We start from the raw sequence: 12,227 nt of genomic DNA on the forward strand, positions 1-12,227 counted from the left end.
TCACAGAGACGATTCTACTCTGAGGATCTTGGAAGCGCTCAAATTTAGTGACTACAATTTGTGAGGGAGGGGCATCCTTTCCGCAGCTCAGGCAAGCGATACTACGGAGAGTCACAGCAAGCCCGGCTTAGACCCGAGACCAGAGCCCGGCCATGGACGCAGGCCAGTTCGTCATAGTCGACGTAGACCACCCGCGTGTCAGGAACCTGTTCGACGTCCGCGTACATCGCCCGCATCCTCCGCTGGAGGATTTCATGGGTGTTCTCGCGGGTCGGCAGCCCCGATCCGACATCGATGAACTGCCGGACCCCGGCCTCGGCCAGCTCCGTGACCACTCGGTGAAGGAAGTACCGGTTCTCCCGCACCTGGGCAGGAAGGTCGGGAAGCAGCTTTACCAGCCGATCCGCCGCATCCCGGTCCGCCTGGAAGTTGTCTTTCCCGCCCAGCAGGCGATCGTAGATCCGCGCACCGTTGGGAACGTCGGCCTTAAAGAGCACCGCACCCGGCACCAGATCACGACGCTGCTTCAGCGCGGAATCAGGGTCGAGCTCGGCCGGCACGTTCACGGACTCAGGGCCGGCCATTGAAGCCAGTGGCTGTGGGCCAGGGCCGCTGATCATGTCGTCGTTCTCCGATCGGGTAATGCCGTGCGTGAGGAGGAGACGGGTGGGACGGCGGCTCAGGAAATGCGAGGCCCTCCCACTGTTGGGGCCAAGGGTCAACCACGCCGCCGCCCCGCATGAGGGAGTTCGGCCCGCGGAGGCCGCAACAACCGGTGCGGCGGCTTTCCGCGCTCCACAGAGGGCCAGGGCGGCCGTCACGCCGTGAAGCATCGCGTTTCCACTCCTTCGGTCTGTTGGGGGATGACCTGGCCTTGTAGGGGAGGCCCGAGCCGGTCCACGCAGTCCACGCACCCGCAGTGCGACCAGGTTCCGCTTCCATCCAGGGCGGAGGTGCAATCTCCCCAGGCGTTCACTCGTAACCCCCAGATCTGACCACCGGCCACTGAGTCGGCCGCCCTCGGTTCGTCGAGGCGTACGTGCTCTCCAAGGCAAGACGCAGTTGGTTCGATCCTTGGCGGCAGTCGGGCCACTTCGATCTCGTGAGCCAGTACGGTCCGGGTGGGGTCTGTCGATCTATTGGTGGTACGACATACTGCATCGCGCTCAAGATCAGTGCGCCCGGCAGCTCCCAGCAGTCAGCCATGCCAACGCCCACCAGAAAATACAGGGAGCGCCTATCGGGATCGACGATGACGGGCACGTCGGGATTGGACAGCCGCTGGATCGTGGACAGGCCAATGTGCCGAGGGACGCGGATAGCCTCCCAATTTCCCTGCCCCACGATGATGGTCGTCGGCAGGCGGCGTGTGCACATTGGGGCCTGCGCTGGGCCGTCAACAATCCGCATGACTGCGAAGGTAGGGAATTTCGGGGCCTGCCAACCGAACTGCCAGTTTGGCCCAACCGGCTGTTTGCCTCGTCAGAGGATGTTCAGACGCTCCGCGAGACCGTTCACTTGCCGCTGATATGTGCGGTGGGCGCGACGACGAAGGCGGGCCACCATGTTATGAGCAGCAGGGCTACGAGCCAGGTCCTCCGGAGCCATCTCTTCAAGGTCCAGGAGGTGGACCAGCACGGCGGTATCTTCGCGCCGAAGGTCATGGCACCGAGCCACCTCAAGGAGAAAAGTGAAACGACGCTCCAACGATGGCAGGCGGCTGGTGTCGATTTGATTCGCGACTCTCAAGGCTTCCGCAGCCTCGCCGGCTTCCATCTCGATGTTCAACCAGTGGAGTTGCACGTTGGTAGGGCCGAAAACGGTCCAGCCCACGTTTCCTTCGCCGACCTCGCGAGCGCGTAGCATGGCCTGGTCCCGGAGACGGTCACGCGCCTTCCACCATCGCTTGCGGCGTGCATCGGCGACGACCGCCACGAGCTCCAGAGCACCTGTCATCGCAGCCGTATGCTTGCTGCGTAGTTCATCACGTAGGTGTTCGATGCCGAGGAGCGCGACTTGTTCGGCGCCTTCATACTCGCCATCGCCGAGGAGAACATGGCCGAGATTCCATTGAGCCACGGCTATGCGCACTGGATCATCAGCGTCTTCGGCTGCGCGTAAGGCACGGTCAGCGACCATGAGCGAGAGGTCGACCCGGCCAGCTCGGCGACAGTAGGAACGGAGCATGAAGTACAGGTCAGCCGCTACGCGAAGAGTCTCTCGTCGCGTAGCGATGTCGCTGCCGATGCGATGGATACGCACGGCGTGCTCGGTTTCGACGATCAGGCCTGGGAGGAGGGAGGCAGCCTCCGTGAACCTAGTGCGACTTGTCTGCCACATGCGCCAGGCTGACTCCACGCCCTCACGTAGCGCGGCAGGGGCAAGGGGTTCTGAACTGGCTGAGGGCCCGTAACCCATCAGGGCGTGGGTGACGCTTGGGGCGACGGTGATGTCACTGGAATCGTACTCACTCGGCGCTTCACCCAGCAGAGCTGAGATGGGCACACCAAGCTCTTTGGCAAGAGCGTGGAGGACCTGTAAGGACGGGGTCTTGAGGCCGCGTTCGATTTGCGAAAGGTATTCTTCGGTGATGCCGATGAGCCCGGCGATGGCGACCTGCGTGCGCTGCCGCTTCTCCCGCCAGAAGCGGACATATTGCCCTATGGGAGGTGCGGGCGGGCTCATCTCGGGCATCCTCGGCATCCTTCCTGACGAAAGCAGCGTAGACCGCGTTAATGCCCGTGTGGTCTGATCCGATCGACTGTGTGACACAGGAGGGACGTTGGCCGCTCGCCAGCTCGTGCTCTGGGACATCGACCATACCTTGATTGACACTCGGGGTGTTGGCCGGGAACTGTCCGCTATGGCCTTCGAACGTGTGACGGGGATGGCGATGCGGGTGCAAGCGAAGATCGATGGCATCACTGAGCCGGTTATTTTCAGGGAGACCGCTAAGCTCCACGGTCTGCTGACGGGCCGTGCGCTCTTCGAGCGATTCGCCGAGGCTCTTGCCGAGGCGCATCTCACGCGATTTGCTGAATTGCGAGAGCGTGGACACGCGCTGCCCGGTGCGGCGGCTGCCCTGAACGCCATGGCCATGATGCCCGGCGTTGTGCAGACGGTGGTGACTGGCAACGTCCGCTCGGTGGCGGAGACCAAGCTCCAGGTGTTCGGCCTTGACGGCTACATCAACTGGGGTATCGGGGCATTCGGGGAAGACAATGACACCCGCGCGGAATTGATTCGCATTGCTTTGGAGCGGGCAGAGCGAGCCTTTGGCCAGCCCATTACGCCCTCCCAGGCCGTAGTCATCGGAGATACCCCTGCTGACGTGGAGGCCGCCTTCAAGAACGGCGTTTCAATGATCGCCGTGGCATCGGGCCGGAGTTCCTCGTCTGACCTCTACGAAGCTGGCAATCACTACCTTGAAGTACAGCGTTCAAGTGATCGCAATGGCATGAGGCCGGAATTTCACGTCCTGCCGAACCTCATGAACACGGCATCGGTGCTGGCCCTCGTCCGTCGCGCCGACTAGTTGCCATGCAGCTCAGCATAGCGAACGGTCTCGCGGGAGCGTCTGAACATCCTCTGACGAGGCAAACAGCCGGTTTGGCCAAACTGACAGTTCGGGTGGCAGGCTCCGGAATTCCTTACCTTCGCAGTCATGCGGATTGTTGACGGCCCGACGCGGGACGGCGACCGCCACGAGGCAGACGCTGCCCCTCCGTACAGATGGGAGAGCGGCTTCCCGCCGCTGGCGATGCTGCTGTGCGAGTGGCGGTGGTCCTACCCGGCCGCAACACCACACCGTGCGGCACACAGGGCCACACCGAGGGCCGGGAGCGGACTCACGTCGAACGGTGGCCACACGTCACGTTCACCGGCCGGGCGGCCTTCCCCGAGGTCGGCCCCATCTACCGCACCAGCCTGGCCACCGTCCTGCTGATTCATTTGTTGACGCGACGGCGGCGATACGGTGCGGCATGCCCCTGCGGGGCACTAGCCCCGGGAGGGTTCCAGCTGCCTGCTTCATAGAGGAGCAGGACACTCTCGCCAACCGCATAGACAAGGACAGCTCCTTTGAATGACGCAGTTGAAGACACCGACGCCCGGCGTGTCGCCGAGTTGCGGGATGCGCTCGTGGAGCGCCTGATCGCGACCAGGCAGATTACCTCGGCCGAGGTCGAGGCTGCCTTCCGTGCCGTGCCACGGCACGAGTTCGCTCCAGCCGGCACGCCGTTGGAGGCCATCTACAACCCCGGCGACTCGGTGGTCACCAAGCGCGACGAGTACGGCGTGGCCGTATCCTCGATCAGCGCGCCGTTCATCCAGGCGCGGATGATCGAGCAGGCGGAACTCGGACCGGGCATGAGCGCCCTGGAGGTCGGGTCCGGCGGCTACAACGCCGCCCTTATGGCCGAAGTCGTCGGCCCGAATGGCCGAGTGGTCAGCGTGGACATCGACCCGGAGGTGTCCGACCGGGCCCGAACTTTGCTGGAGACGACCGGATACGGCGACAGGGTCACGGTGGTGTCCGGCGACGCCGGGCATGGCGTGCCCGAGTTCGGGATCTTCGACCGGATCATCGTGACGGTCGGGGCACCGGACATCCCTGGGTCATGGCTGAAGCAACTGGCCAGGGATGGGGTGATCGTCCTTCCACTGATCATGAACGGGGTCACCCGATCGATCGCGTTCCGGCGCCAGGGCGACCACCTGGCGAGCACGTCCGCCGAGGTGTGCGGGTTCGTCCCCATGCAGGGCGATGGGGCACAGCCTGAAAAGGTTCTCCTGCTCCCCGACGCGCAGGGCTGCCACGTCCGGCTCCGGTTCAACGACGGAGGGCCGGAAAACCCGAGCCTGCTGGACGGGGTGCTGGCGACCGAACGGACCACGGTGTGGTCCGGCGTCACGATCCCGCATGGCGTTTCGTTCGCTGACCTGCACTTGTGGTTCGCCGGGTTTCTGCCTGGGTTCTGCAAGCTGGCTGCGGATGAGGGAACCGTACTCGCCGAGGAGCGTAAGACCTGGTTCCCGTTCGGGGTCGCGCGCGGTGATTCTTTCGCGTACCTGGCGGTGCGCCCGGCCCTGGAGGGCGCCGGAGTCGAATTCGGGGCGCGAGCCTATGGGCCGCACGGCCAGGATGCCGCCACCGCGATGGTTGAGCAGATCGAAGCGTGGGACCGGCGTGCTCGACGAGGACAGGTCCCGACGTTCGCTTTCTGGCCGACCGGAAGCGACAGCGACAGTGACCAGATCCGGGCCCGGCTGCCCGAAGGTGTGGCGGTCTTTACCGCGGCACACGGGCTAATCACAATCTCCTGGCCCCCGGCGGGCTGACCGGCCGTCGTTTCGGCGAGAGCCAGGATGCACTACACCCAACCCCAGATGAGGAGTGTGATCCGATGGCTGTACCGCTGACCCTGGACGGCATTGAGGCCCTGGACATGGAGAGCATCGCCGAGGAGGACTTCGTCCTGGACATGCGCGTGGTGGAGGCGACCACGCCGCTCGTGGTGATGATGTGCTCTACCGATGACGGGTGCGGCAGCACGTGCGACGGCAGCGCGTGCAGCACCAGCTCCAACGACCCGGCCTGATTCAGCCCTCTCGCTGTCGGCGTCCGTAACACTCTGGGGCGCCGACAGCCTGGCCCTAGGAACCAAAGGACCAAGGACCAAGCCCAGAGGTGGATTACCGTGACCGTGCCCACCCGCTACCAGCACGCCGGCCTGGTGCTGGTGCGTGCGACGACCGACCCCGGAGACCTGGACCCACCGGTTCACCTGAACTGGTCCGATTCAGCCGCGATCGAACGTGACGGCCGAAACTGGCTGTCCAGAGTGTGGTCGCGCGGTGAGGTACGTGAGGCACTGCAGTTGGCCAGCCCTGTCCTCGCGGCGCGCGTCACCCGGCTCCTGGATCCCGACGCCGCTTCCACCGTCAAGGATGTGCGCCGCGACCTGCGGCGGGTCGTGGTGTCCGTGGCCTCATATCTGCTGCGCTGGCAGCGGCGCGCCACGCCGTTCGGGATGTTCGCCGGAGTCACCGCCGCCGGGCTCGGGCCCACGGCGGCCAAGGTGGGTGCCGGGCACCGGGCGCTAGCGCGCGCGGACGCCGAATGGCTCACCACGCTGATCAACCGGATCGAGCGCCATCCTGGCCTGCGCCCGTATCTGATGGTGGCGGCCGACAGCTCCGCGTTCGTGCGCGATGGCCGCCTGATCACGATCGGGCGGGCCGATGTGAGGGCTCGTGTTCCCGGCCCGCTGCGGGAGATCTCCGTCCGCTACACCCGGCCCGTCCAAATCGCGCTGACCACCGCGGCCAACCCGATCCAGTTCGAGACGCTGACCGCCCTGCTTGCTACCCGATTCCCGGCCGTCGCGCCGGAGAAAATCTCCTCCCTGGTACACGCCCTTGTCGATCAGGGCTTCCTGATCACCAACCTGCGCCCGCCAATGACCGCCGTCGACGGGCTGACCCACCTGCTCACCGCCCTGCGCGCGGCAGGCGCAGAGCGGCTACCCGACTTCACGGTGCTGCTGGAACAACTCGAAGAGATCAGCGACCACCTGGCTCGTCACAATCGCGGCACCGACCCACAGCCCGCTGCGGAGCTCCGCTCCTTGATCGCCGCCCGGATGGCAGCGCTTGCCACCGGGACGGGGTCTGTGCTGGCCATCGACATGCGGCTGGACGGGCAGATCACCTTGCCCGAACCGGTGCTGGCGGAGGCCGAACTGGCGGCCAGTGTCCTGCTACGGCTGACCTCCCAGCCATTCGGGTCGGCGGCGTTTCTGGACTACCATTCCCGATTCCGCACCCGCTACGGCGTCGGCGCTCTGGTGCCCGTGCGCGAATTGGTGGCCGATTCCGGGCTCGGCTACCCAGGCGGCTACCTCGGCGCGCCACGCGCCCGGCCCGCCTGGCGGATGCTGACGGACCGCGACGCTGCCCTCCTGTCGCTGATCCAGAAGGCCACCCTGGACGGAGCCGAAGAGATCGAGCTGACCGATGCCGATATCGCGGCGTTGACCGTGGGCGACCACACCGACATCGTGGCACCCCAGCGCATCGAGCTCGGCGTCGCGTTACGCGCCGCGTCGGCTGAGGCGATCGACCGGGGTGCATTCGAGTTGTGGGTCACCGCCGCGCCCCGCGCCCACACCAGCATGGCCGGACGTTTCGCCCCCCTGCTTGATGAGATCGACCGGGATCTACTGGCCGCGACCTACACAGACCCGCATCCAGGAAAGGACGCCGGGTGGGAGTCGCTTCGCGGCGTCGTGAACAGCGCTGTTCACGACGATGTTGACGACACTGTGGTGGCGGTGCAGCTGTCCTTCCCCCCGCGCCGCCCGCACAACGAGAACGTGGTACGCGTCCCGCGGCTGCTCCCCGACGTCGTGTCCCTGGCCGAGCACCCCGACGGCGACGTCATCGACATGGACGACCTGGCCGTCACCGCCGACGCTCACCAGATGTTCCTGGTACAGCGCTCTACCGGGCGGCGAGTAGTCCCCCGGATCCCGCACGCGTTGGACACCTCGCTCCAAACCCCGCCGCTGGCCCGGTTCCTGGCCGAGGTCGCCGACGCTCGCAGCGCGGTATTCGGACCCGTCGACATGGGAGCCGCCCGTACCCTCCCGTACCTCCCGCGCCTGCGCTACCGGCGTACCGTGCTGGCGGCCGCCCGGTGGATCCTCACGGTCACTGACCTGCCAGATCGTGAAGTCGATGCCAGGTGGGAGGCGGCGCTGAACTCATGGCGGCGACGCTGGAAAGTCCCGGCCCGGGTCGTCTTGTGCCATGGGGAGCTCCGCCTGCCGCTCAACCTTGACCACGGCCTGGACGGCGTTGTGCTGCGGGCGCGCCTGGAGCGCGCAGGGCGGATCGAGCTCCAGGAAGCCGGGCCACCGCACGGTCAGGACTGGATCGGGCGCCCGGCGGAATTGCTGATCCCGATGACCGCGATCAACCCGCCGCCGCGCCGGCTGCCGGTAACCGCGCCACCGGGCGCGCTCTTTCGGCCCGGTGACGCGGCGCTGGTCCACGCCCAGCTCGCGGGTAACCCAGCCCGGTTTGACGAAATCCTGACCAGTCACCTGCCCGCGTTCGTCACTACGCTCGGTGACCTGATCGAGCGCTGGTGGGTGCGCCGACACCGCGACCTGATCCTGCTCGACACCGATCAGCACCTGGCCTTGCTGCTGCGCCTGACCGCCCCCGAGCAGTACGGAGCCGTCGCGGCGCGCCTTGCCGCATTCTCGGCCGGATTGGCGGCGCGTGGCCTGCCCGCACAGCTCACGCTGGTCTCTCACTCGCAGCATCCCGGCCGCTACGGCGACGGTCCGGCCGTGGCGGCGGCCGAGCAGGTGTCCGCCGCCGACACGACCTCGGCCATCGCGCAGATCAACGTGGCTGCAGCAGCTGGAGTTGCCGCCCAGGCCCTAGCCGCCGCGTCGATGGCCGACCTGGCGGCGGCGTTCGCCCCCGACCCGGTCAGCGGTTGCCGAGCGCTGCTGAGATGCCTGAAGCAGGAACACGGACCCTTGGACCGGCCCCTCCGTGACCTGGCCCTGAGCTTCGCCGACCCCACCGGCGATCTTCGAGCCGCGCGGGCTCTGCCGGGCGGGGACGTGATGGCGTCCGCCTGGCTCGCCCGGCGGACGGCGCTGACGGCCTATCACCGCGTGCTGGCCGAACAACGCGACCCGGCCACGGTGCTGCGCACGCTGCTGCACGAGCACCACATACGCGCCCTCGGCGTCGATCCGTCGTTCGAGAAGGCCACCGGACGTTTGGCCCGGGCGGTAGCACAGCGCCGACTGGCCCTGGCCGGTGCCCTGTGAGCATCGACCAGGCGGCCGGGCCGGTGACGCTCACCGCCGACCAGGCCGCCGATCAATCCCTCGCGACGGGGGCTGTCGGGACCGCGCTGCTGTCCGTCGAACGTGCCCTGGCCGGCTCCGGAGGCTGGAGAGACGCACACGAGCGCATCCGGCAGGTCACGGCGGGGCCGATCGACGCAGCCGCGCACGCCGGACTGTACTACGGCGCCCCGGCGATCGCCTTCCTGCTGCACGCCGTCGGCACCGGTGGGCACCCCCGCTACCGGGCGGCGGCCACCACCCTGGACTATCCCGTGCTGCGTCTGATCCGCCGTCGCCTGACGGCGGCCGAGAACCGGATGAAGCGCGGCGGACCCGCCCAGTTCCGCGAATACGATCTCTTCTACGGGCTGACCGGTCTCGGGGCGCTCCTGCTGCACCGGCTCCCCGGCAGCGACACCTTCGCCGACGTCCTGCGCTACCTGATCCGCCTGACTGAACCGCGCCGGGAGGACGGGGAGGGCGGGCTGGAGCTGCCGGGATGGTGGGTCCCGCACGATCCTGACCGGCTGCTGCCGACCCCGGGAGGGCACGCGAACCTCGGGATGGCGCACGGCGCCGCTGGCGTACTGGCACTGCTGGCCCTGGGCATCTCCCATGGCCGTATCGTCGACGGGCAGGCCGAGGCGGTCGAGACGTTGGGCTCCTGGTTCGACCGGTGGCGGCAAGATTCGGCGGACGGACCGTGGTGGCCGCAGTGGATCACCCGTGAGGAACTGCGCACCGGGCGCCTCCTGCAGAAGGGTCCCGTTCGGCCGTCATGGTGCTACGGCGCGGCCGGGATCGCCCGCGCCCTCCAGCTCGCGGGCCTGGCCACCGGCGACACGGTACGGCGGGCGACCGCCGAGCAGGCGCTGGCCGCGTGCCTCGCTGACCGGCAGCTCGACCGGATCACCGAGGCGGGACTGTGTCACGGCCTGGCAGGGGTGTATCAGACCGCGTTCCGGGCTGCCAGCGACGCGGGGAGTCCCGCGATCGCGCAGCGGCTGCCCGCACTGGCCTCCGTACTGATTCGGCGCACTACAGCCCCGGACACCGAAGGTGAGGGGGCCGGATTTCTGACCGGATCCGCCGGGGTGAGCCTGGCGCTGGAGACCGCGCGGCACACCGCGCCACCGTGCTCGGGATGGGACACATGTCTGCTGATCGCATGACTCTCGCCCGGCCGGATCAACTCGCAACCGGCGTGCTCACCGTGCTCGGCGGCACGAGCCTGGAAGTCGTCGCGGCCGGAAACGGCCTGGATCCGTGTGACCTCGCTGAGGCTCTGCAGGTGTATCACGCTGCCGGGCTCGCCGCGCTGGAACGGCGCGCAGGCCACGAGTGGTATCAGGTGCGCGTCCAGTTTCCCGACTGGGGCACGGCCGAGACGGCCGCCGCCACACAGCTCGGGACCCGCCTGGATCTGCTCCTAGATGGCGGGGCTGTGTCCGGGTGGTGGTTCCTGCGCAAGCATCCCTGCTGGCGGCTGCGGCTGCGCGACGCGGACATCACGGCCGTCGACCAGATGCTCGACGAGCTGACCACCGCCGGGATACTCGCCGGGTGGCGGCCGACCATCTACGAGCCGGAGATCGCCGCCTTCGGCGGTCCGGCCGCAATGCAGACCGCCCACGACCTGTTTTGTGCCGACAGCCGCAGCGTGCTGAACTACGTCCGCCAGGACGCGCCGGGCCTGGGGCGTCGTGAACTGTCCCTCCTGTTGATCAACGGACTGATGGGCGCGGCTGGGCTGGACGCGTTCGAGCGCGGCGATGTCTTCGCCCGGGTGGCTCGGCTCCGGCCCGCACTCGATGCCGCCCACGTGGCGCGCGCCGAGGAACTAGCGGGGAAGGTGCGGATCCTGCTGGCTGTTCCGCTACAGCCGAGCAGCACACCGAGCAGTGCCCTGTTCGCACCCGGCGGGCCCGTCGCCTTCGCCACGCCCTGGCTCGCCGCCTTCCAGAGCGCAGGCCACTGGTTCGGCGAGGCGGCGGCCGTCGGCAGACTCGAACGTGGGGTACGCGCGATCCTCACCCACGTGGCGATCTTCCATTGGAACCGGATCGGCCTGTCGGCCGCCACCCAAGCCGTCCTGGCCCGCGCGGCGCGCGCCGCCCTCCTCCCGGAGACTTGATCATGGACCGCACGACATTGAACGCCGCAGTACGCCGCTTCCCGCTGCTGGGCCGCCCCCGCCCCGCCTGCCCCTCCCTGCCCGAACGGGTCGCGGAGATCGCCCACATCGCCGAGGCAGCCGCCCAAAGCCACGGAATCGACACCATGGCCGAGGCAGCGCACGCCCTGAACAAGGCCGCTCTGCTGGCCAGCGACTGCGGCCTGCCTGAGCACGCCCGAGACCTGTGCTGGCGGCACATCAACCTCTACCGCCAGCCGGGCACCCGGCTTACCGTGCTGCAGGCCCGGTATCTGCTCGAACCCGTCCTCAACCTAGCCCGGCTTCAGCTCCGCGCCGAGGACGGCGATCCCGCTCTGCGGCTGGTGGAGGCAATGTACCGGGCCGTCACAGCGAACACCGACTTGGTCGTCGACGGGCACACGCTACCGCTCGCCGACCTCACCGGAACCTGGGAGGAGCACTACAGACTCCGCGAGTGGGTCTGGCTGCACTACGTCGGCGACGGGATCCGCGCCCTGACACTCGCAGATCGCTGGGAGGAGGCGGTCACGCACGCCACGACACACAGAGGGATCGGCCTGCACCTCATGGAGGGCAGACAGGCCGCGATCATCGCCCCCCTCCTGCGCGGGGAGCTGTCGGTGGCGCGAGCGCTGCTGGAGGAGAGCACGCCGACGCGACCATGGGAACAACAGGTCGCTTCCTGCCTGACCGTGATGTGCACCGACCCGGATAAGACCTCCGCCGCTCGGAACATCACAACGATGATCGAGCACTTCCTCGGATCGGAACCGGTTCCCGGCTATGCGGTCTTCCGAGCCCGGCTCGGACTGACCGTTGTCACCCTGGCCAGCGACGCCGACCCGGCGGCGGCCGCCCACGTGCTCGCCCGAGTGGCCAGAGAGGCGATCGAAGCCGATGACGGGTACGCCGCCCGCGACGTGCTCGGTTACCGCAGTGTCCTCATCAGGCTGGCCAACGTGCAGCGTGAAGCACTGTCGGCTCTGGTGACCTCCTCTGGTTTGGGGGCCGGGAGCGTATCGGCACCGCTGCTCGATTCCCTCATCAGCTCGACGAAGGTCGCTGAAGTGGCAATGGCGGTCTGGACCAAGAGCTGGACAAGCGCCTGGATGCGTTCCACGAGCCCCGCGAGGACACCCACCCGCTAGCCACGTCACCAATCCACCGAGGCGGAAGACCTCGCAGAGCTTGAA

Annotated in this window: 9 protein-coding genes; 7 read left to right on the forward strand and 2 right to left on the reverse strand. The window is 67.6% G+C overall.

From position 1 onward, the window contains the following. Positions 1-101: 101 nt before the first annotated feature. Both ABGB08_RS06330 and ABGB08_RS06335 read right to left on the reverse strand, forming a co-directional pair. Positions 102-566, reverse strand: a complete 465-nt coding sequence (locus tag ABGB08_RS06330; RefSeq protein ID WP_347587255.1) for an SAM-dependent methyltransferase — start codon at positions 564-566, stop codon at positions 102-104. A gap of 916 nt (positions 567-1,482) precedes the next feature. Then, positions 1,483-2,694, reverse strand: a complete 1,212-nt coding sequence (locus ABGB08_RS06335) for a helix-turn-helix domain-containing protein (RefSeq protein WP_347587257.1) — start codon at positions 2,692-2,694, stop codon at positions 1,483-1,485. A gap of 88 nt (positions 2,695-2,782) precedes the next feature. Here ABGB08_RS06335 and ABGB08_RS06340 point away from each other — a divergent pair, with 88 nt between their 5' ends. The 7 genes from ABGB08_RS06340 (at position 2,783) to ABGB08_RS06370 (ending at position 12,182) form a co-directional block, all read left to right on the forward strand. Next, positions 2,783-3,535: a haloacid dehalogenase-like hydrolase gene (locus ABGB08_RS06340; protein ID WP_347587259.1), complete on the forward strand. Its 753-nt coding sequence runs from the start codon at positions 2,783-2,785 to the stop codon at positions 3,533-3,535. A 545-nt stretch (positions 3,536-4,080) separates the two neighbouring features. Then, positions 4,081-5,340, forward strand: coding sequence for a methyltransferase, FxLD system (fxlM, locus tag ABGB08_RS06345; RefSeq protein ID WP_347587261.1), 1,260 nt, complete (start codon positions 4,081-4,083; stop codon positions 5,338-5,340). Positions 5,341-5,405: 65 nt separating this feature from the next. Beyond that, positions 5,406-5,600 carry an FxLD family lanthipeptide gene (locus ABGB08_RS06350; RefSeq protein WP_347587263.1) on the forward strand — a complete coding sequence of 65 codons (195 nt, stop codon included), beginning with the start codon at positions 5,406-5,408 and terminating at the stop codon, positions 5,598-5,600. A 99-nt stretch (positions 5,601-5,699) separates the two neighbouring features. Further along, entirely contained in the window at positions 5,700-8,855 is a 3,156-nt protein-coding gene (locus ABGB08_RS06355; RefSeq protein ID WP_347587265.1) for a lantibiotic dehydratase, read from the forward strand. Beyond that, entirely contained in the window at positions 8,852-10,048 is a 1,197-nt protein-coding gene (locus ABGB08_RS06360; RefSeq protein WP_347587267.1) for a lanthionine synthetase C family protein, read from the forward strand. Before ABGB08_RS06355 ends, ABGB08_RS06360 begins: the two co-directional genes overlap by 4 nt. Then, on the forward strand, positions 10,045-11,010 hold the full coding sequence (locus ABGB08_RS06365; protein WP_347587269.1) for a thiopeptide-type bacteriocin biosynthesis protein: 966 nt from the start codon (positions 10,045-10,047) through the stop codon (positions 11,008-11,010). The genes ABGB08_RS06360 and ABGB08_RS06365 overlap by 4 nt, the downstream gene beginning before the upstream one ends. 2 nt (positions 11,011-11,012) lie before the next feature. Further along, positions 11,013-12,182, forward strand: a complete 1,170-nt coding sequence (locus ABGB08_RS06370; protein ID WP_347587271.1) for a hypothetical protein — start codon at positions 11,013-11,015, stop codon at positions 12,180-12,182. The last annotated feature ends 45 nt before the right edge of the window (positions 12,183-12,227 follow it).

The sequence above is a fragment of the Acrocarpospora sp. B8E8 genome (assembly GCF_039871605.1).
GTDB lineage: Bacteria > Actinomycetota > Actinomycetes > Streptosporangiales > Streptosporangiaceae > Acrocarpospora > Acrocarpospora macrocephala.